The 20,061-nt window shown below is 63.3% G+C and carries 23 protein-coding genes and 1 tRNA gene; 4 read left to right on the top strand and 20 right to left on the bottom strand.

Annotated features, from left to right (window positions below):
* The first annotated feature begins 31 nt into the window (after positions 1-31).
* Positions 32-439, top strand: a complete 408-nt coding sequence (locus V1277_RS13150) for a F0F1 ATP synthase subunit epsilon (protein WP_334371984.1) — start codon at positions 32-34, stop codon at positions 437-439.
* 128 nt (positions 440-567) lie between these two features.
* Here V1277_RS13150 and V1277_RS13145 read toward each other — a convergent pair whose 3' ends face one another.
* The 15 genes from V1277_RS13145 to V1277_RS13075 form a co-directional block, all read right to left on the bottom strand.
* Positions 568-1,068 carry an Hsp20/alpha crystallin family protein gene (locus V1277_RS13145; protein ID WP_334416505.1) on the bottom strand — a complete coding sequence of 167 codons (501 nt, stop codon included), beginning with the start codon at positions 1,066-1,068 and terminating at the stop codon, positions 568-570.
* A 91-nt stretch (positions 1,069-1,159) separates the two neighbouring features.
* On the bottom strand, positions 1,160-1,312 hold the full coding sequence (locus V1277_RS13140) for a hypothetical protein (RefSeq protein ID WP_442894481.1): 153 nt from the start codon (positions 1,310-1,312) through the stop codon (positions 1,160-1,162).
* A 90-nt stretch (positions 1,313-1,402) separates the two neighbouring features.
* The gene (locus V1277_RS13135) at positions 1,403-1,687 is read right to left on the bottom strand and encodes a hypothetical protein (protein ID WP_334416503.1); all 285 of its coding nucleotides are present in this window, start codon (positions 1,685-1,687) and stop codon (positions 1,403-1,405) included.
* A 153-nt stretch (positions 1,688-1,840) separates the two neighbouring features.
* On the bottom strand, positions 1,841-2,353 hold the full coding sequence (locus V1277_RS13130) for an RNA pyrophosphohydrolase (protein WP_334416502.1): 513 nt from the start codon (positions 2,351-2,353) through the stop codon (positions 1,841-1,843).
* A gap of 57 nt (positions 2,354-2,410) precedes the next feature.
* Positions 2,411-2,914: an RNA pyrophosphohydrolase gene (locus V1277_RS13125; RefSeq protein ID WP_334371991.1), complete on the bottom strand. Its 504-nt coding sequence runs from the start codon at positions 2,912-2,914 to the stop codon at positions 2,411-2,413.
* 96 nt (positions 2,915-3,010) lie between these two features.
* Complete coding sequence (locus V1277_RS13120) at positions 3,011-4,222, bottom strand: divergent polysaccharide deacetylase family protein (protein WP_334416501.1); 1,212 nt, start codon at positions 4,220-4,222, stop codon at positions 3,011-3,013.
* A 163-nt stretch (positions 4,223-4,385) separates the two neighbouring features.
* A complete protein-coding gene (locus V1277_RS13115; protein WP_334371995.1) occupies positions 4,386-5,741 on the bottom strand; it encodes a S41 family peptidase in 1,356 nt (451 codons plus the stop codon).
* Entirely contained in the window at positions 5,738-7,117 is a 1,380-nt protein-coding gene (locus tag V1277_RS13110; protein ID WP_442894480.1) for a murein hydrolase activator EnvC family protein, read from the bottom strand. Before V1277_RS13110 ends, V1277_RS13115 begins: the two co-directional genes overlap by 4 nt.
* A 40-nt stretch (positions 7,118-7,157) precedes the next feature.
* The gene (gene rlmH / locus V1277_RS13105) at positions 7,158-7,640 is read right to left on the bottom strand and encodes a 23S rRNA (pseudouridine(1915)-N(3))-methyltransferase RlmH (protein WP_028348523.1); all 483 of its coding nucleotides are present in this window, start codon (positions 7,638-7,640) and stop codon (positions 7,158-7,160) included.
* A 95-nt stretch (positions 7,641-7,735) separates the two neighbouring features.
* Positions 7,736-8,089 carry a ribosome silencing factor gene (gene rsfS / locus V1277_RS13100; protein ID WP_057842615.1) on the bottom strand — a complete coding sequence of 118 codons (354 nt, stop codon included), beginning with the start codon at positions 8,087-8,089 and terminating at the stop codon, positions 7,736-7,738.
* A 232-nt stretch (positions 8,090-8,321) separates the two neighbouring features.
* Complete coding sequence (locus V1277_RS13095; protein WP_334371999.1) at positions 8,322-8,954, bottom strand: nicotinate-nucleotide adenylyltransferase; 633 nt, start codon at positions 8,952-8,954, stop codon at positions 8,322-8,324.
* A gap of 31 nt (positions 8,955-8,985) precedes the next feature.
* Positions 8,986-10,278 carry a glutamate-5-semialdehyde dehydrogenase gene (locus tag V1277_RS13090; protein ID WP_334416500.1) on the bottom strand — a complete coding sequence of 431 codons (1,293 nt, stop codon included), beginning with the start codon at positions 10,276-10,278 and terminating at the stop codon, positions 8,986-8,988.
* 117 nt (positions 10,279-10,395) lie between these two features.
* Positions 10,396-11,538 (bottom strand): glutamate 5-kinase, encoded by a 1,143-nt coding sequence (gene proB, locus V1277_RS13085; protein ID WP_334416499.1) that lies wholly within the window; start codon positions 11,536-11,538, stop codon positions 10,396-10,398.
* Positions 11,539-11,628: 90 nt separating this feature from the next.
* Positions 11,629-12,681: a GTPase ObgE gene (gene obgE / locus V1277_RS13080; RefSeq protein ID WP_065744722.1), complete on the bottom strand. Its 1,053-nt coding sequence runs from the start codon at positions 12,679-12,681 to the stop codon at positions 11,629-11,631.
* A 110-nt stretch (positions 12,682-12,791) separates the two neighbouring features.
* On the bottom strand, positions 12,792-13,274 hold the full coding sequence (locus tag V1277_RS13075; RefSeq protein ID WP_334416498.1) for a MaoC family dehydratase: 483 nt from the start codon (positions 13,272-13,274) through the stop codon (positions 12,792-12,794).
* A 213-nt stretch (positions 13,275-13,487) separates the two neighbouring features.
* Here V1277_RS13075 and V1277_RS13070 point away from each other — a divergent pair, with 213 nt between their 5' ends.
* The gene (locus tag V1277_RS13070) at positions 13,488-14,402 is read left to right on the top strand and encodes a DMT family transporter (RefSeq protein WP_334416497.1); all 915 of its coding nucleotides are present in this window, start codon (positions 13,488-13,490) and stop codon (positions 14,400-14,402) included.
* Positions 14,403-14,579: 177 nt separating this feature from the next.
* On the opposite strand, the gene V1277_RS13065 is transcribed toward V1277_RS13070, so the two are convergent.
* From V1277_RS13065 to rplU, 3 genes are all read right to left on the bottom strand, one after another.
* Positions 14,580-15,182: a GNAT family N-acetyltransferase gene (locus V1277_RS13065; RefSeq protein ID WP_334416496.1), complete on the bottom strand. Its 603-nt coding sequence runs from the start codon at positions 15,180-15,182 to the stop codon at positions 14,580-14,582.
* A gap of 124 nt (positions 15,183-15,306) precedes the next feature.
* The gene (gene rpmA / locus V1277_RS13060; RefSeq protein WP_028348532.1) at positions 15,307-15,576 is read right to left on the bottom strand and encodes a 50S ribosomal protein L27; all 270 of its coding nucleotides are present in this window, start codon (positions 15,574-15,576) and stop codon (positions 15,307-15,309) included.
* A gap of 160 nt (positions 15,577-15,736) precedes the next feature.
* Complete coding sequence (gene rplU, locus V1277_RS13055) at positions 15,737-16,117, bottom strand: 50S ribosomal protein L21 (RefSeq protein WP_334372008.1); 381 nt, start codon at positions 16,115-16,117, stop codon at positions 15,737-15,739.
* 395 nt (positions 16,118-16,512) lie between these two features.
* On the opposite strand from rplU, the gene V1277_RS13050 reads away from it, so the two are divergent.
* Positions 16,513-17,610, top strand: a complete 1,098-nt coding sequence (locus V1277_RS13050) for an ROK family protein (RefSeq protein WP_334416495.1) — start codon at positions 16,513-16,515, stop codon at positions 17,608-17,610.
* Positions 17,611-17,918: 308 nt separating this feature from the next.
* Positions 17,919-18,008: transfer RNA gene (locus tag V1277_RS13045), tRNA-Ser, on the top strand.
* A 97-nt stretch (positions 18,009-18,105) separates the two neighbouring features.
* On the opposite strand, the gene V1277_RS13040 is transcribed toward V1277_RS13045, so the two are convergent.
* Positions 18,106-18,825: an ABC transporter ATP-binding protein gene (locus V1277_RS13040; RefSeq protein ID WP_334416494.1), complete on the bottom strand. Its 720-nt coding sequence runs from the start codon at positions 18,823-18,825 to the stop codon at positions 18,106-18,108.
* The gene (locus V1277_RS13035; RefSeq protein ID WP_334416493.1) at positions 18,822-20,060 is read right to left on the bottom strand and encodes an ABC transporter permease; all 1,239 of its coding nucleotides are present in this window, start codon (positions 20,058-20,060) and stop codon (positions 18,822-18,824) included. Before V1277_RS13035 ends, V1277_RS13040 begins: the two co-directional genes overlap by 4 nt.
* Position 20,061: the final 1 nt, after the last annotated feature.

Raw genomic sequence — 20,061 nt, 5'->3', positions numbered from 1 at the left:
CCATTCGCCATTCGCTATTCGCAGGTTCTCCATGGCTACCTTTCATTTCGATCTCGTCTCGCCCGAAAAGCTCGCCTTCTCCGGCGAGGTCGATCAGGTTGACGTTCCCGGCGTGGAAGGCGATTTCGGCGTGCTGGCCGGTCACGCGCCGGTCGTGGCGGCGATCCGCCCGGGTATCCTGACCGTCACGTCAGGCGGCGCGCATCAGAAGATCATCGTGCTCGGTGGGCTCGCCGAGATGTCGGAAAACGGACTGACCGTGCTGGCCGACGTCGCTACCTCGATGGCCGAGGTCGACCGCGCGCAGTTCGCCGAAACCATTGCCGAGATGGAAGCCAAGCTCGCCGAGAAGGAAGGCACCGAACTCGATCACGCCATCGAGCGGCTGGACCACTTCAAGAGCATCCAGATCGAGCTCAACGCCACCGCTATGCACTAAGCCCCGGGGCACCGCTCCGGGGCGCAATGAAGGCCCCGATAACGCCAGCGCTCGTCACCCCGTGACGGGCGCTGGGCTTTTTGGGCATCTGTCTTTTCATGCGGCACACGGCGCCGCCGCCATTCTCGTCACTGATTGACGATGGGGATGCGCTTGACGGCCGAACGGGCTTGTTCGGATTTCGGCAGCGTGATGGTCAAGACGCCGTCATGGAATTTGGCTTCAGCCTTGTCCTCGACGACGCCATCGAGCGGGATTTGCCGCTCGAACGCACCATAATAGCGCTCGGTGAAATATCTTCCGCCATTGTCGGTTCGTTCGGATTTCTTCTCGCCGCGCAGCGTCAGAACGCCATTGGCGATCTCGACCTGAACGTCTTTCTCCGCCATCCCGGGCAACTCAGCCGAGACCTTCAGCTCCTTGTCGGTTTCGTTGAGCTCGATGCTTGGCCATCCGAAGCGACCTTCCATCAGCGGACTGCCGAAACGGGCAGGCGTCGCGAAGCCGCGGAAAACGTCGTCGAAGAGCCGGTTCATCTCCCGGTGCAGGGTGAAGAAGGGATCGAAGCTGTCGCGCGTAGGCGCAAGCTCCTGGTTTCTCGACCAAGGAATCAGATTACGAAAAGCCATGGTGTCCTCCTTACAGAGATTGCTGATGTTGCTTGCATCGGCCCGCGCGCGGCCGGTTATCCACGCGCCGAGCCGGTATTGCCGAAGCGGCTCAAGCCGCCTTCTGCTCGATCTGGTGGGAAGCGCCGGCGTTGCCGATCGGGATGCGCCGCGGCTTCATCGCGTCAGGCACTTCGCGAACGAGATCGACGATCAAGAGACCATCCTTGAACGAGGCCTGCTTGACCAGGCTGGCGTCCGGCACCGCTGTCCGCGGCAGAAATCGAATTAGAACAAGGCAAAAAAGTTTCAAGAGGAGTTCAAGAATTTTGGGCTGGCCCAACGGACCGAAGGCTTAATCGGGGGTGAAGCCGTCCAGTGTTCGTCCGTCCGGCGCTGCTCCGACGTTCCGATCAGAGCGAACGCGAGCGATCACTGGTTCGCGGTTCTGGCCCAAATGGAGAGCTTGCGGGGCGCCCGGCCTCTGGCCGACCGACAGCAGCATGAAAAGGGTCCGATAACCCTGATACCGGGCGGCCGGACGGGTGCGCTCCCGTCCCCTCATGATCACCCTGCCATTCTGGTCCTGCACGCGCCATTCCCAACTCCGGCGGCGCTTGGTCACGATCACGTCTTTCATGCGAGGCGACACATCAGGCGTTGCAATCTATTCCAAGGCCAACTCGGCTGCAGCGGCAGTCGCTGTCAGTGGGTAAGTCGCGCGACCGCCTGAAGTTGTTCAGCCGCGGACGCAACATCTTGGGCTATCGCAAGTGGCGGCGTGTACGGAACGCTAGCGGGCGAATTCCGCGAACTGCTGCACCACCATCCGGTACACGTCGCGCCGGAACGGCACCACGAGGTCCGCGACACGGTCGAGCCGTTCCCAGCGCCAGGAATCGAATTCGGCCGGCTGGCCGTTGCGCTGCGTCAGCGGGTCGATCTCGTCGTCGCGGCCGGTGAACTGCAATGCGAACCATTTCTGCCGCTGGCCGCGGAATTTAGCCAAGCGATGGTCGACCGGCCCATCATACGGCGGAAATTCGTAATTCATCCAATCGGTCTCGCCGAGGTATTCGGCGTTGACCGCCCCGGTCTCTTCCCAGAGTTCGCGCATGACGGCATCGCGCGGGTTCTCGTCGGCGTCGATGCCGCCCTGCGGCATCTGCCATTCCAGACCCGGCAAGATGATTTCCGGCCCGTCGTCACGGAAGCGGCGGCCGATCAGCACCTGACCCGAGGTGTTGAAGAGCGCGATTCCCACGTTGGGGCGATAGGGTTTGTCGGACATCTCGGTCGCCGTCATTCCAGGTTCATGCTTCGCAAGCCCGGAATGACGGAACATCGTGGAAGACCCGCCACACTAAGCGCCCGCAAGGCTGGCGAATTCCTTGACCACGCGCTCATAGACCGGCCGCTTGAACGGAACGATCAGGTTCGGGAGATTCTTCATCGGCTCCCAGCGCCAGCTAACGAATTCGGCCTTGTGCCCGCCGCCGGGGCTGGCGACGTTGATCTCATTATCTTTGCCGGTGAAACGCACCGCGTACCATTTCTGCCGTTGCCCGCGATAACGGCCCTTCCAGGCGCGGCCGGCCACCGTGCGTGGGATGTCGTAGATCAGCCAATCCGGGACTTCGCCAAGCTTCTCCACCGAACGAACGCTGGTTTCCTCGTAAAGCTCGCGCTTGGCGGCCTCCCAAGTATCCTCGCCGGGATCGACCCCGCCCTGCGGCATCTGCCAGACGTGGGACTCGTCGACATGTTCGATGCCGCCAGCGCGCCGGCCAATGAAAACCAGCCCGGCTGCATTGATCAGCATCATGCCGACGCAGGTCCGGTAGGGCAGGTCCTCGTAGCGCGCCATTTCCGTCAGGACTCCTATAGCTACAGCAAGTCACCCGCAAACCGGTCGGGGCGGCGCAATCCGAGGGAGCCCGGATTGCTGCCATCAGGTTGATGTCTAGCCTGATTTTGATTTCAGCATCGCCGTTGTCAATGGCACAAGCATGATGCCGCGGGCCTCGAGAGTCTTGATCCAGGCGGCAATCCGCTCGATCGAAACCGGCAGCGCCGAGGCGACGCCCACGGCCAGTCCGCGCTCCTTGGCGAGCGTCTCCAGTTTCACCAGCGTCCGGTCGATTTCGGCCGAGGTCGGCACGGCATCGATGGTGAAATCGGCCTTGGCGAAGGGCATCGATTGGGCTGCCGTCAGGGACGGCGCGGCGCTCCGCGGCGAGGAGCCGTCATCGAGATAGCCGAGGCCGCGCTTGGCTGCCTCCCGGATAATCGGCTGCATCACCGTGTCGGTGGCCGTGAAACGCGCCCCCATGAAATTGGCGATCCCGGCATAGCCCTGGAACCGGCTGAGGTGCCAGTACAGCCGGTCGATGTTCTGCTCTGACGTCAGCGTCGTGAGCAGGGTCTGCGGGCCGGGGTCGTTATCGGGATAATCGAACGGCTCCATTGGAACCTGCAGCAGGATCTCGTGGCGCTGCGCGCGGGCCCGCTCAGTCAGCTTGGCGGGATCCGCCCCATAAGGCGTAAACGCCAGGGTCACGGCCGGCGGCAGTTTCATGATGGCATCGGTCGTCTTGGCAGCGCCGACGCCGAGGCCACCGATGACGATGGCGACCACCGGCATCTTCGCGGCCTTGGTGCGGTCGGCGTCGGCCGCGTAGACAGTGAAGGGTTTCAGCCCGTCGACAACCGCCGGGATCATGCCGTAGCGCGACTTTTCGAGGAGCCGCTGATCAATGCCGGCCATCGCGGTTGCCGGCGCGGAGTCTGAGCCGGACTTGTCGGCGGCATCGCTGCCGATCACGACGTCCTGGCGCTTGCCGCTGGAGCCATCGATGATGGTGACGGTCTTATTATCACCCTTATTGTCGCCGGCCGGGGCCTGCTGTAACGGACTTCTTGCGGCCTGTTCGGTGTGGCTGGAAGCCGCCGGCCGCTTGTCGTCCCCCGCAGGCCCGCGCAATGCGACGCGGGCGACGGGCTCACCACCCAGCGGATTGTCGGTAAACAGAGCGATCGTCAGGAAGGCAACCAGGAACAGGCCGAGCAGCATGGCCAGCGCCTGCACCGCGGTGAACGGCAGCCGAAACCGCCGCTTCTGGCGCTCCGTCTTCTGTCCAAGCGGCGTGCTCAGTTCGTCGGCCGTTTCCGTCATAGACCTCCCCGAATCAACCTCGCCGACGATACCACGAGGAGTCGGATTCGAGCGCTGCGCCGCGCGTAAAAGCCGCTTCGCCGGGCCAGCGGACGGGCCAGAACCGCAACAAAAAGGCGGCCCGGAGGCCGCCTTTTCTTCACGGAAATTTACGGGGCTATGATCAGTTCGCCGCCTTGGCTGGCTTGTCGACTGCTGCCTTGTCGCCGGGCGCCGGTGCGCTGCTTGCCGTCGACTTGATGCCGTGCAGCAGGTCAGCGGCGGTCTTCAGCGCCTTGTCGTCCTTGGCGTCCGGCGGCACGTAGGACTGCGAGCCGGTCTTCTCGTCGCCGTCGGTCTTCAGATGGCCACGCAGCGAGGCCTCGCCCTTGGTGTCGGTGCGCGCCTTCAATTCGTCCGGCACGTCCTGCAGGACCTCGATATCGGGCACGATGCCCTTGGCCTGGATCGACTTGCCTGACGGCGTGAAGTAGCGCGCGGTGGTGAGGCGCAGCGCGCCGTTGCCGCTGCCGAGCGGGATGATGGTCTGCACCGAGCCCTTGCCGAACGAGCGCGTGCCGACAAGCGTCGCGCGCTTGTGGTCCTGCAGCGCGCCGGCGACGATTTCGGAAGCCGAAGCCGAGCCGCCGTTGACCAGCACGATGATCGGCTTGCCCTTGGTCAGATCGCCCGAATGAGCGGCGCGGCGCTGGGTCTCCTCGGCATTGCGGCCGCGGGTCGAGACGATCTCGCCGCGCTCCAGGAAGCTATCGGAAACGGTGACCGCTTCCTCCAGCAAGCCGCCGGGATTATTGCGCAAGTCGATGATGTAGCCCTTCAGCTTGTCGCCGATCTGGTTCGAGAGGTTGCCGATCTCGCGCTTCAGCCCTTCGGTGGTCTGCTCGTTGAAGGTGGTGACGCGGATATAGGCGATGTCGTCCTGTTCGACCCGCGCACGGACGGAGCGGACGCGGATGTTGTCGCGCACCAGCGTCACCTCGATCGGATTTTCCTGGCCCTTGCGGATGATCTTGAGACGGATCTTGGTGTTGACCGGTCCGCGCATCTTCTCGACTGCCTGGTTGAGGGTGAGACCCTGCACAGCTTCGTCGTCGAGATTGGTGATGATGTCGTTGGCCATGACGCCGGCCTTCGACGCCGGCGTGTCGTCGATCGGCGAGACGACCTTGATCAGCCCGTCTTCCATCGTGACCTCGATGCCGAGCCCGCCGAATTCACCGCGGGTCTGCACCTGCATGTCACGGAAACTCTTGGCATCCATGTAGCTGGAATGCGGATCGAGGCCGGTCAGCATGCCCGAGATCGCCGATTCGACCAGCTTGGAGTCGTCGGGCTTCTCGACATAGTCGCTGCGTACGCGCTCGAACACATCGCCGAACAGATTAAGCTGGCGGTAGGTGTCCGACGTCGCAGCACGCGCACTCGATCCCATCAGCACGGAACGAGGCTGCGTGACGAAGAGCGTCAAAGCCGCACCGGTGGCGGCGCTGAGAAGAATTACAGAAGTCTTGCGCATCATCCGCGAACCTTTTCGCCTTCACTTGCGGCCCACCATGGGCCTGAGTCGATTGGAGTGCCGTCCTTGCGGAACTCGACGTAGAGCACCGGCTGGCTCGCGGTCGTCGCGAGAATGGATGCGACTTGGGACGTCGTTCCCATGGTCGCGACCGGCTCTCCCGTAAGTACAAACTGGCCGATGTTTACCGAAATCCGCTCCATCCCGGCGATCAGGACATGATACCCGCCCCCGGCATTGAGGATCAAGAGTTGTCCGTAGCTGCGGAAGGGTCCGGCGTAAACAACCCAGCCGTCACACGGTGTTGTGACCTGAGCCCCGGCGCGCGTCGCCAAAGAAATGCCTTTTTCCACGCCCCCCGCGCCGTCGGAACCGCCAAAATTGCGAATCTTGCGGCCATTGACCGGAAAGGCGAACAGGCCCTTGGCGGAGGCAAAGGCGATCGCCGGGCTCAGCCGGGCGGGATCTTTCAATGCTCCCAGATTGGGCTTGCCGCCCGGGGCAGCCGGGGCGCCCTGCAGGCTGGCGGTCGCGGCCGCCTTGGCGGCGCTCTTCAGATCCTGTTCCATTTTCCCGATCAGACCCTGCAGGCTGTCGACCTGCCTGGACAGGTTGATGGCGCGTGCGCCTTCGGCCTCCATGTCCTTTTCGATCGCGCTCTGCTTGCGCTGTCGTTCTTCCACCAGCGCCGCCAGTCGGATGGAATCGTCCTTCAGCCTGTCGCGGTCCCGCGCAAGTATGTCGCGCTCGGTGGCGATGTTCTTGCGCAGGGTCACGAGCTCGCCGAGATCGGCGGCAAGCTTCTCCGCGCGGCCGCGCAATTCGGGGACGACCGCGCCGAGCAGCATGGCGGTGCGCAGCGACTGCAGCGCGTCCTCGGGCCTGACCAGCAGCGCCGGCGGCGTGCGCCGGCCGGCGCGCTGCAAGGCCGCCAGCACCTCGATAATTTCAGCGCGGCGTGAATCGAGCGAGGCGCGGGCCTGCTGCTCGCGCGCGTCCAGCGGGCGCAGCCGCCCCTCGGTCTCGCCGATGCGGGTTTCAATGCTGCGCACCTGGGTAGCGATGTCGATCAGTTGCTGGTTGAGCTTGGAGCGGTCCTGCCCGATCGCGGCGATGTCGGCCTTTAGCTTCTGTTGCAATTCGGCCGCCTTGCGCTGCTCCTCGCGCGCGGCTTCCAGCTCCTGCTCGCGCTGCTTGATGGCATCAGGCGAAACGGCAGTTGCTTGCTGCGCGATTGCGGCGGGTTGCGCGGCCGCCGGCAAAAGCGACGTCACGGCAAGGCTTGCGGACAGCAGGATCAGGGGAAGCGAGACGGCTGACATCAGCGCGCTGCGCTCGGCGGTGCCAGGGTATGAATGAATGTGCTGCGTTGAATGCATCCGGCCTATTCAGCGTTCTCTGTATTCACGTCACCGTGCCTTACGCGCGGTGGTAGGGGTGACCGGCCAGAATGGTGGCGGCCCGATAAATCTGTTCAAGAAGCATGACGCGAACCATTTGATGCGGCCAGGTCGCCGAGCCGAACGCAATGCGTAATTTAGCCTTGCGCTGCAAATCGGGCGAAAGTCCGTCCGCGCCACCGATAGCGAAAATTGTATTGGCAATCCCTTCATCCCGCCAATCGCCGAGCTGCCGGGCGAAGGTCGCGCTATCTATGTTCTTGCCGTGCTCGTCCAGCGCCACCAGCATGGATTTCTCCGGTATCGCCGCCGAAATCGCGGCGGCCTCCTCCGATATCCGGGTCGCAGTGTCGCGTGCGCGGCTTTCGGGAATTTCATGGATCGAAAGCCCGCGAAAACCGAGCTTGCGGCCGATGTCCTCGAAGCGCTCGCGGTAGCGTTCGGCCAGCTCCTGCTCCGGGCCCTGCTTCAGCCGGCCTATTGAAACCACGACGAGGCGCATGAATGCTGTTTCTAGCGTGCACTTTCCTGCACGCGCGCTTTTCGCGCGCGCTGGCAAACTACATGCGCCTTAGCCGATTCGCATCGGCCGAGGTTTCAGATCGCTGCCGCCGCCGGGTTTTGCGTCCACAACCTTTCAAGATTGTAGAATTCGCGCACTTCGGGTCTGAACACGTGCACGACCACATCGCCGGAATCGATCAGCACCCAGTCGCAATTGGGCAAGCCCTCGACATGGATGTTCTTGATGCCGGTTTCCTTCAGGGCTTTCGTGACGTTTTCCGCGATCGCGCCGACATGCCGGTTGGCCCGGCCTGACGTGACGATCATGTAGTCGGAAAAGGCGGATTTGCCGCGAAGGTCGATGGTGATCGTTTCTTCCGCCTTCATATCGTCGAGGCGGGAGAGGATCATATTCAGCGTCTTGTCGGCGTCGGGTTGCGCCTTCAAGGCCGCAGCTTGTGTCGATGTTTTACCCGCGGTCTTGGCGGACTTGCCAGAAGTCTTGCTAGTTGCCTTGGGTAAAACAGACTTGGACTTGGACAATACAGATGTGGCCAGGGACCATTCCTTTCACTGTATCGCGAACGCCGAATCCTTAACGTCCGCGGACCATATTAGGCATGTGGGGTTAATGGTTTCAATATTCCAGTGACCCCACCCGCCGGTTCAGACCGAACTGTCACTTCTTTTTTGCCTTCCAGCTCCCGTCGGAGTTCCGCAGGCCCGTCGACGACAGGTTCAATTTCATGCCGGTGAGGAAAACCCAGGCTGGCGCCTGCTGATCGGCCAGCCGGGCCGCCTGATTCTCGGGCAACCTATACCGCGCCAGCGCCTGGGCAGCCGGCGCAGCGAGCGCCCGGAAACTCTGCGGCGGACGATCGATCACGGCGAGCGGCACCTCGGCAGCGATGCGCCGCCAATCCTTCCAGCGATGGAACTGCGCGAGATTGTCGGCGCCCATGATCCAGACGAAGCGCACGCCGGAAACGCGGCGGCGCAAATGAATGATCGTGTCGACAGTGTACCTGGTGCCGATGACAGCTTCGAGACAACTGATATCGATGCGCGGATCGTCGGCGACGTCGCGCGCGGCACGCGCCCGTTCGCCAAGGCCGTGCAACCGGCCGGTATCCTTGAGCGGATTACCGGGGGTCAGCAGCCACCACACGCGATCGAGCTTCAAGCGCTTCAGCGCAAACAGGCTGATGGCGCGATGCGCCGCGTGCGGCGGATTGAATGAGCCGCCGAGCAGGCCGACGCGCATGCCATTGGTATGGAAGGGAATGGCTTGCGCAGCGGATTGCAATTTCATCGGGCGGGTCACCGCGGGCGCGGGCTTGCGTTCACGGCCGCGTCTGCCCGGTGCCGTGAACGCGGTATTTGAAGCTGGTCAGTTGCTCGGCTCCGACCGGCCCGCGGGCGTGGAATTTGCCGGTGGCAATCCCGATCTCCGCGCCGAAGCCGAACTCGCCGCCGTCGGCGAACTGCGTCGAAGCGTTATGCAGCACGATCGCCGAATCGACCTCTCTGAGGAATTTCTCGGCCGCTTTGGCATCCTCGGCCACGATCGCATCGGTGTGGCGCGAGCCGTGATTCCGGATGTGCGTGATGGCCCCGTCAACGCCGTCGACGACCCGCGCGGCGATGATGGCGTCGAGATATTCGGTATCCCAGTCATCGTCGGATGCCGGCTTCACCCGCGCGTCGATTTTCTGCACGGCGTCGTCGCCGCGCACCTCGCAGCCGGATTCGATCAGCATCTCGATCAACGGCTTCAGATTGGCGGCGGCGCCCGCGCGATCGACCAGCAGCGTCTCGGCGGCGCCGCAGACGCCGGTCCGGCGCATCTTGGCGTTCAACACGATCGACCTGGCCATATCGAGCTTGGCGGTGCGGTCGACATAGACGTGGTTGACGCCTTCGAGATGCGCAAACACCGGCACACGCGCTTCCGCTTCAACCCGCGCCACCAGGCTCTTGCCGCCGCGCGGCACGATGACGTCGATGCCGCCGTTGAGGCCTGACAGCATCAGCCCGACCGCCGCGCGGTCGCGCGTCGGCACCAGCGTAATCGCGGCTTCCGGCAGGCCGGCCTCGCGCAGGCCCTGTACCAGGGCTTCGTGAATCGCCCGGCAGGAGCGGAAGCTGTCGGAGCCGCCGCGCAGGATCACCGCATTGCCGGACTTCAGGCACAGCACGCCGGCGTCGGCCGCGACATTGGGGCGGCTCTCGAAGATCACGCCGATCACGCCGAGCGGCACGCGCACGCGCTCGATGGTCATACCGTTCGGCCGCTGCCAGCGTTCGGTGACCGCGCCGACCGGATCGGGGATGCCGCGCACGGTCGCAACGCCATCGGCCATCGCGTCGATGCGGGCAGGTGTCAGCGTCAGGCGGTCGATGAAGGCGGAGGTCGCGCCTGTGGCGCGGACGTCTGCGACGTCCTCGGCATTGGCCGCGAGGATCTTTGCCGCGTTGGCGCGAATCGCCCGCTCGATCGCCTCCAGCGCCCGGTCCTTCTGCTCCGGCGGCGCCAGCGCCAGCATCCGCGCGGCTTCGCGCGCATGGGAGGCGAGGTCGGTCATCAAAGCGGGCAGATCGGCGTTACCGTCGATAGCCTTGAGAGGGGCAGTCATCGGAGGTCCCAGGGTAAGAATTAAGCCCATGGCCTAGCACGAAAATCCCGCTTTTGCGAGGTCCGGAACCGGCATGGCTGGCTGCCGGTACCGGCAAACGGCCACTCGGCCAATGGCCTACTTCGCCGGAATTGCCCCGGCCGGGCCCACCACCAGATCATCGCGGTGGATCATCTCCGCGCGGCCGCTGATGCCAAGGATCGCCATCACATCCGGTGAAGAACGGCCCTTGATCTTCTCCGCATCCTCGGCGTCGTAGGCGACGAGGCCGCGGCCGATCTCGTGGGTATCAGGGCCGCGCACCACCACCGCATCGCCGCGGGCGAACTGGCCGTCGATCCGGATCACGCCGGCCGGCAGCAAACTCTTTCCCGCACGCAAGGCGGCGACCGCGCCGGCGTCGATGGTCAGCGTGCCCTTCGGCTCCAGCGAGCCCGCGATCCAGCGTTTTCGCGCGGTGATGGGATTGGCGGGTGTTAGGAACCATGTGCAGCGGCCGCCATCTGATATCGCCTGCAACGGATGCTCGATCTTGCCCGACGCGATCAGCATATGCGTTCCTGATGTCGTCGCGATTTTCGCCGCCTCGATCTTGGTGAACATGCCGCCGCGCGACAGTTCGGATTCGGCGGCGCCCGCCATGCCCTCGATCTCCGAGGTGACGGACTCGACAATCGGAATCAGCTTTGCGTTGGGATTGGCGCCGGGCGGCGCGTCATAGAGGCCGTCGATGTCGGACAACAGAACCAGCAGATCGGCGCTCGTCATGGTGGCGACGCGTGCGGCAAGACGATCATTGTCGCCATAGCGGATCTCGTTGGTGGCGACCGTGTCGTTCTCGTTGATCACGGGTACTGCACGCCACTCCAGCAGTTTGGCGATGGTGGAGCGTGCGTTCAGATAACGGCGGCGCTCCTCGGTGTCCTGCAGCGTTACCAGGATCTGCCCGGCGCCGATGCCATGAGCGCCGAGCACTTCCGACCATATCCGCGCCAGCGCGATCTGCCCGACGGCGGCAGCGCCCTGGCTTTCTTCCAGCTTCAGCGGGCCACGCGGAAGTTTCAATCGGCTGCGTCCGAGCGCGATCGAGCCCGATGAGACCACCAGAACATCGCGGCCTTCGCCGTGCAGCTTGGCGATATCGGCGGCCAGCGCCGACAGCCATGCCGAACGGACTTCGCCAGCATTGGAGTCGATCAGCAGCGAGGAGCCGACCTTGACGACGATGCGGCGGAAGTTTTTGAGCGCGGGACGTTTCATGATGCGGTCGGCTGATGCGGATGGTCGGAAGCAATACGCGCCAGTCCCCTGATTTGGAAGTGGCGCGGCCGCCGGAAGGCTAACTTTGTATCAGCCCTGCGGCGGCGGGACCGGCGCCCACGGGTCCTGACCGCCCTTGGCCTTCAGGGAAACCGGGGCCTCGCCGATGACTTCGACCAGCGCTTTCAGCGCTTCCGGCACGCCTTCGCCGGTGGCGGCGGAGAGCAACAGCGGCGTCTTCTTCGCCGCGCGTTTCAGCCGGTCTTTCTGCTTCTTCAGTTCATCCGGCGCGACGGCGTCGATCTTGTTGAGCGCGACGATCTCGATCTTCTCGGCGAGATGCCCCTCATAAGCCTCGAGCTCGGTCCGCACCGTCTTGTAGGCCTTGCCGGCGTGTTCGCAGGTCGCGTCGATCAAATGCAGCAGCACGCGGCAGCGCTCGACATGGCCGAGGAAGCGGTCGCCGAGGCCGGCGCCTTCATGCGCGCCCTCGATCAGGCCGGGAATGTCGGCGAGCACGAATTCGCGGCCCTGCGCGTTCACGACGCCGAGCTGCGGATGCAGCGTGGTGAAGGGATAGTCGGCGATCTTCGGCTTGGCCGCGCTGACGACGGAAAGGAAGGTCGACTTGCCGGCATTGGGCAGGCCGACGAGGCCGGCGTCCGCAATCAGTTTCAGCCGCAGCCAGATCCAGCGCTCCTCGCCTTCCTGGCCGGGATTGGCGTTGCGCGGGGCACGGTTGGTGGAGGATTTGAAATGCGCGTTGCCAAAACCGCCATTGCCGCCTTCGGCAAGCACGAATTTTTCGCCGAGCTCGGTGAAGTCGTGGATCAGCGTCTCGCGGTCCTCGTCGAATATCTGCGTGCCGACCGGCACCTTGAGCACGATCGGTTTGCCGTTGGCGCCATGGCGGTCCTTGCCCATGCCATTGGTGCCCTTCTGCGCCTTGAAGTGCTGCTGGTAGCGATAGTCGATCAGCGTGTTCAGCCCATCGACCACCTCGACGATGACGTCGCCGCCGCGGCCGCCATTGCCGCCGGAGGGCCCGCCGAACTCGATGAACTTCTCGCGGCGGAACGCCACGCAGCCGTTGCCGCCGTCGCCGGAGCGGATATAGACCTTTGCCTCGTCAAGGAATTTCATGATTTGTACTAGTTAGGGCAGGGGCTCCCGTGCGGCAACCCTCAAGACTCGCAACATCGGCGAAAAGCCTTAATTTTCGGGCCTTTTTCGGAACCGGAAGCCACGGCCTCCTATGAGGCCGGTCGCCGGCGAACCAGGAATTTCTGCGTTCCTTCCAGCACGAGCTCCTTGCGCTGGTTGAACACCGTCGAGCGCAGCGTCACGACGCCGGTGGTGCGGCCGGGGACGAGTTCGATCACTTCGAGCGCCGGATAAAGGGTGTCGCCGGCATAGACCGGTTTCAGGAACTTGCTCGATTGCTCAAGGAAGCCGACCAGCGATTCCTCGACGAGATAGGGAAACAGGCCTGCACCCGGCGCGGTGTGGACCAGGGTTTGGAAGCCATGCGCGAGCAGGTCCGGCATGCCGCGGGCGCGGCAATATTCGACATCATAGTGGATCGGATGGGTATCGCCGCTCGCGGTCTGGAACGCTGCGAACACCGCCGAGGTTTGCGTCCGGCTCGGAATCACGAAGCGTTCGCCGAGCACAAAATCCTCGAACCAGCGCTGTTCGCTCACCATGCGATGCTGGGCGGGGTCGAACTCGGTCATCTCGGTTTCCTGCCGATTTTGGAGCGATACCGGTATCGCAGCGCTGTGGCTGCGGCAATCGAGCCGTCTCAATTGGTCATACCCGGGCAATAGCGCGAAGCGCGTCTTCGCGCTAAAGGTCCCCGGGCATCCACGTCTCTACAACGTGGCTAGCACAAAAAGTGGATGGCCGGACGCGCTGGCCATGACGAAGAGCAACAAGCAGGAAACGTCATGAGCCTGTTCGGCAAAATCTCGACCTATGACGAGCGCTCCGCGCGCCTGGCCGGCATTGGATTGATGCTGCTGTCAATCTTCATGTTCTCGTTCGGCGATGCGCTTGGGAAATTCATGGTCGCGACCTATTCGGTCGGGCAGTTGCTGTGGCTGCGCGCCTGCGCGGCGCTGCTGGTGCTGTTGCCGGTGATCTGGAAGCAGCGCGCCGAGTTCTCGCGCCTCGAGCGGCCGTGGCTGCAGCTATTGCGCGTGACGCTCTCGACGCTCGAAGTCGCGGCGTTCTTTCTCGCCACCGTCTATCTGCCCCTTGCCGACGTCATCACCTATTATCTGGCCTCGCCGATTTTCGTCACCGCGCTTTCCGGCATCGTGCTCGGCGAACGGGTCGGCTGGCGGCGCTGGACCGCGATCCTGGTCGGATTCTGCGGCGTCCTGATTGCGCTGCGCCCGTCCACGCAAACAGTAAGCTGGCCGGCGATGATCGCACTCGGCGGCAGCCTGTCGTTCGCGTTCCTGATGCTGATCACGCGCTCGCTGCGGGAGACGCCGGATATCGTCCTGACGACCACGCAGTTCGGCGGCACGTTCCTGCTCGGCGCGCTAATGTCGCCGATCGGCTGGGTGACGCCGAGCGCCGGCAGTCTCGGCCTGTTTGCCGCGGCGGGTGTGGTTTCCGTCGTTGCACTCTTGTGCATCAACCGGTCGCTGAAACTTGCGCCGGCCAGCGTCGTGGTGCCGTATCAATATTCGATGATCGTGTGGGCGGTGATCTTCGGCTTCGTCGTGTTCGGCGACGTGCCGTCAATCTCGACCCTCATCGGCGCTGCCATCATCATCGGCGCGGGCATTTATATCTTCCTGCGAGAACAGAAGCTCGGACGTGAAGAAGCGGTGGTCAATCCGCCGGCGTGAGATCCTTCTTCACCCTCCCCTGGAGGGGGAGGGTCGCCGCTCATGAAATGAGCGGCGGGGTGGGGTGACGGTCTCTCCACACCCAACAGTGCCCGAGTGGAGAGATCACCCCACCCCGTCTCACATTCCGCTGCGCTCCATGTGAGTCGACCCTGCCCCTCCAGGGGAGGGTACGAACTACCGCTCTCTCCTCGTCGAACTTCCCCAGTTCTTCAGCGATGCCCACACGCTGCGCGTCAGGCGGAAGCGGTCGACCGGGGTCGAGCATCCCAGCGCTTCGAAGCGGTGCAACTCGACGCCGCTCCACTGGAAGCCGCATTTCTCCAGGATGTTTCGCGAGCCCGGGTTGGCGACGCGGGCACCCGAAATGAGGTGTTCGGCATCGAACTCCTCGAAGAAAAAATCGATCACGGCGCGTGCGGCTTCGGTGCCAAAACCCTGGCCCCAATGCGCGACGCCAAGCCAGTAGCCGAGTTCCGGTGCATCCGGGTCAGTGCGGTCGATGCCGACCATGCCGATCGGCGAATAGTTGTGTTCGATCAGAAACACCGTCTCGCTGTTGTCGGTGGCATTCGCTCGCACGAACTCGACCGCGTGGTCCGGCAGGTAGGGATGCGGCAGGCGGCGGGTGTTTTCCGCAATGCGGCGATCATTGGCGAGATGCGCAATCGCTTTTACGTCCGCGAGCGTCGGCCGGCGCAGCGTCAGCCGTTCGGTCTCGAGGACGCAGCTACTCGTCTGACGCAGCGTCGGGGTCTGGATCGGGATGTCCTGCAACATGTCGGGCTCCTGATTGCGAATATGCGCAAATTAAAAAGGGGAGGCCGGTTTCCCGCCTCCCCTGGAGCCCATTTCGACTCCGCCGGTTCAACAGGATCCGGCAGACTCGAATTTTGTCCACCGTCTACTCGGCCGCCTCCGTCATCGGAACTACCGATACGAAGGTGCGGCCATTGGCTTTTGCACGGAATTCGACATGACCTTCGACTTTGGCAAACAGAGTATGGTCAGTGCCCATGCCGACATTAAGGCCGGGATGCCAGGTGGTGCCGCGTTGACGCGCGATAATGTTGCCGGGAATCACGTGTTCGCCGCCATACGCCTTGATGCCAAGGCGCTTGCCCGCTGAATCGCGTCCGTTTCGCGATGAACCGCCTGCTTTTTTGTGAGCCATGGCCCGTCTCCGATTTCTCGAATATTTCTAGATCAATTCCTTGACGGAATCATTTCACTTTTTCTCACGCCTCAACTTTCGTCGAGGCGCATCACTTCTGGTCGCTAGCCGTTCGCGCGGCTTCTTGGCCGGAGCCTTACTTCTTGGCGGCCTTCGGCGCCTAGTCGTCCTTGGCAGCCGGTGCGGCGACCTTTTCCCTCTTCGGCCGCGGGCCGATCGAAGGTTTGGCGCTATCGGTCAGTATCTCGGTGATGCGAAGCACCGTGATCTCGTCGCGATAGCCGCGCTTGCGGCGCGAATTCTTGCGGCGACGCTTCTTGAACGCGATCACCTTGGGGCCGCGCTTGTGGTCCAGCACTTCGGCTGCAACGGAAGCGCCTGCCACCGTCGGCGCGCCCAGCACCGGCGTATCACCGCCGACCACCAGAACTTCACCAAGCTGCACGATCGTGCCGACTTCGCCGGCGATCTTGCCTATCTCGAGCACATCATCCGGAACGACGCGGTACTGCCGGCCGCCGGTTTTGATGACTGCGAACATCGTTTTTTTCCTTCGTGTTCGATCCCGGCCTCGGACGTATTCCCCGATAGGGCTGTCCGGGTCGGCTTTTTGGTCAGTCGTTATGGGTACGATTTTCGCGCGGCCGGGGAGCAATCCCCTTAAGATTTCGCGCAAAAACAAGCGGCGCGAGAAATCCCGCGCCGGATGCGGGGACTTATAGCCCGAGAATGCCCTGAGTCAAGGCAAAAGGGTCTGAAAACCGGCCAAAAATGAAGGATTTGGCCGGGAAAAGGCGAATGGCGAGTGGCGAATAGCGAGTAAAGGGGGCCTTACTTGCCACCTCCATTCGCTATTTGCCACTCGCCATTCGCTCCTTGTGAAACCAACGGGTTCCCCGTCCGTTGTCGCCAGCGAGATCCGGCAGGGCAAGGGCAATGGCAGAAGACATCGTTACGAATACCGGCATCGCGCACCACGGCGCCACCCGCCTGCCGTCAGTCGAGGTCGATAGTTTCAATGTCGAACTGAAGGACGACGAAGGCTTTCTCGGGGACCGCGCCAGCAAGGGGGCCTTCCGCAAGATCCTGGACGACTTACGCAGGCCGCTGAAGAAAAACGGCGACGATCCCTTGGGCAAGAAATCCGCCGACGAGATCGCCAAGGGCGAACTCGACGAGGCGCTGGTCGGCGACGATGTCGGTGCCGCCGCGCTGGTGCACGGCGCGATCGAGGAGTTCGCGCAGGAATTGGCCTATGTGACGCGCCGCTTCCTCAAGACCAAGGCCTGGGCCGATACCGAGCGCATCGTGGTCGGCGGCGGCTTCCGGCAGAGCCGGGTCGGCGAGATAGCCATCGCCCGCACCGACCTCATCCTCAAGGGCGAAGAATTCGAAGTCGATCTGTTGCCGATCCGCTTTCATCCCGATGACGCCGGCCTGATCGGCACGCTGCATCTGGCGCCGTCCTGGATCTTCGAGGGCCACGACAGCATCCTCGCGGTCGATATCGGCGGCACCAACATCCGCTGCGGCATCGTGGAAACGCGCTGGAAGCAGGCGCCAGATCTCTCCAAGGCGGACGTCTGGAGGTCCGAGCTGTGGCGGCATGCCGACGATGAGCCGACGCGCGAAGGCGCGGTGAAACGGCTGGTGAAGATGCTGAAGGACCTGATTGCCGCGGCAGAAGTGGAAGGCCTGAAACTTGCGCCCTTTATCGGGATCGCGTGCCCTGGCGTCATTGACGAGGACGGCTCGATCGAGAAGGGCGCGCAGAACCTGCCGGGTAATTGGGAAAGCAGCAAGTTCAATCTGCCGGCAAGCCTGGTGGAGGCGATTCCCAAGATAGGTACGCACGACACCGCCGTGCTGATGCACAACGACGGCGTGGTGCAGGGCCTTTCCGAAGTTCCCTTCATGCAGGATGTCGAGCGCTGGGGCGTGTTGACCATCGGCACCGGGCTCGGCAATGCGCGCTTCACTAACAGGCGGAAGGACGACGGCAAGGACGAGAGGAAGGCGAAAAAAGGCCGGTAGTGATCGTTTTCGCCGGAGGTAAGGTTGACTGGTTAGGTTAAAAACGGGATCGCGTTGCCGTTTCCGCAGCCGTTGCTACCGTCATTTTGTCGCTCCGGCTGACCGGCGAAGCCGCACTTCCCGGCCAGGATTTCAAAGCAGCGGCACGGGACCGCCAGTTTTTGTCGCGTCTGGCGGTCCCACCTCTTTTCCAACAGCCGCCCGGCCCGCTTTTGGCGAATTTCTCCGCCGCGCGCCTTGTCTGCCCCGGCTTCCTCGCCTAGAACACGGCCCGACCGCAGGGCCGAATCCGGCCCGCCTTGGCGCCTGGAGAGGTGGCAGAGTGGTTGAATGCACCGCACTCGAAATGCGGCATAGGTGCAAGCCTATCGGGGGTTCGAATCCCTCCCTCTCCGCCAGCAGTGAATTGTCCGGCCCGGACACATAGGTGACAGGTCGTACCTAAGACATGGGTGACAACCTTCGGCGCGGCGAGCCACGGTAGGCTGCTTCCGACTAACTCACCGCCTCACAAACCAACTCGCCTCCGTCCCGTCCCGTGATCTCCGCGACCTTGCCATCAACGATATGGATGCGGCGGTCGGCGCGGGCGGCGAGCGCTGGATCGTGGGTTACCACGACCACGGTCTGGCCCTGGTCGGCGATGTCGCGGAGGATCGAAAACACCTGTTCCGTCGATGCTGTGTCGAGGGCGCCTGTCGGCTCGTCGGCGACGATGATCTCGGGGCGGTTGGCAAGCGCGCGGGCGATCGCGACGCGCTGGCGCTGGCCGCCGGAGAGCTGGTTGGGACGTTTGTTGGCGTGCTCGCCAAGCCCAAGCGAGCCCAGCAGCGCAAGGCCGCGCTCGCGCATCTCGCCTTCGGTCATCCTGCCGGCTGCGCGCATCGGCAGCAGCACATTGTCGAGCGAGGTGAACTCCGGCAGCAGGAAATGAAACTGGAATACAAAACCGCATTTGGTCAGGCGAACGTCGGCTCGCTCCGTCTCCGACAATTTGGAGGTCGGCTGGCCGCAGATCATGATCTCGCCTTCGCTGGGAGCATCGAGCAGGCCCAGGAGATAGAGCAGCGACGATTTGCCCGATCCCGAAGGCCCGGTAATGGCGACGAATTCGCCCTTGTTCACGGCAAGATCAATGCCGTTGACGAGGGTGTGCGAAACGACACCTTCGATGCGACGAACCAGCTCGACTGCTTGCAAAGCGACTTCGGTCATGATGCCCCCCGGATGATGTCGACTGGATGCACGCGCGTTGCCTTGCGTGCCGGGAAATAGGCCGCACCTGCGCAGCAGAGCAGCGAAATGCCGCCGGCGACCACATAGTGCATCGCAGAGTAATAGATCTGCAGCGGAACGGTCGTGCCGGTCAGCGGATTGAAGATCGTGATCTTCGACCAACCGTAGCAGAGCAGGTAACCGAGGATCCACCCGAACAGGATGCCGACCACGCCGATAATGATGGATTCGATGATGAAGATCCGCCGCACCGCATATTCGCGCATGCCCAGCGATTTCATGATCGCGATGTCCTGACGCTTCTCGTGCGTGATCGTCGAGATGATGTTGTAGGTGGCAAAGGACGATGTCAGCAGCATCGCGCCCATCACCGTGAGCACGATGAAATCACGCACGGTAAAGGTCGACAGCAAGTCGGCATTGGCTTCCTGCCAGGACACCGACCTGTAACCGGTCTGCGCTTCGACCTGGGCGGCGACCTTTTGCGCCGACATCGGATCGTTCAGCCGCAGCCGTAACTGGTTCACGACCCCGCTTTGCCCCATCATGAGCTGCGCCGTCCCGGCCAGCGAATAGATCTGGCTCTCGTCGACGCGCTTCAAGCCGGAGCGAAACAGCCCGGCCACCGTCGAATTCAGTCGGGTGCCCTGGCCGCCGACCAGGAGGACGGTGTTGCCGGTTTTCACGCCGAGTTTTTCGGCGAGCGCCTCGCCGACGATGATGCCGTTCGGCGCGCGTGAAAGATCGTCGAGCTTTCCCTCGCGCATTTGCGATCCGAGTTTCGAGACCTGAACCTCACGGCGGGGGTCGATGCCGGTCAAGGTGATGCCGATGCGGGCGCCGCCATGATCGATGATCGCACTGGTCCCCACCGAGGGAGCCACGTCGCCGGGTATCCAGGAGCGCAGCGAGTTCATCACCGATTCCGGATATTTGATGCCGGGACGCTTGCCGACATTGGCGATGTCGGCCATTTGGACCGCCGCATATTCCTGCTCGGCGGGTTGCGTCGGCACGGAGCGCCGTTCATCATCGACCGTGATGTGCGGCATGGTGTCGACGAGCTGGCGCAGGAAATCGATCTGCGAGCCCTGCATCAGGCCGGCCATCATGATGGTGAAGCCGACGCCCATGGCGACGCCGGCCATACCCACCAGAGTCTGGCGTACCCGGGCGCTGACATGGGTCCATGCGATGTTGAACAGAAGCTTCACG

Source organism: Bradyrhizobium sp. AZCC 1588, assembly GCF_036924735.1.
GTDB lineage: Bacteria > Pseudomonadota > Alphaproteobacteria > Rhizobiales > Xanthobacteraceae > Bradyrhizobium.
The sequence above is the reverse complement of the archived record's forward strand: the minus strand, read 5'-3'. Positions and strand labels throughout refer to the sequence as shown.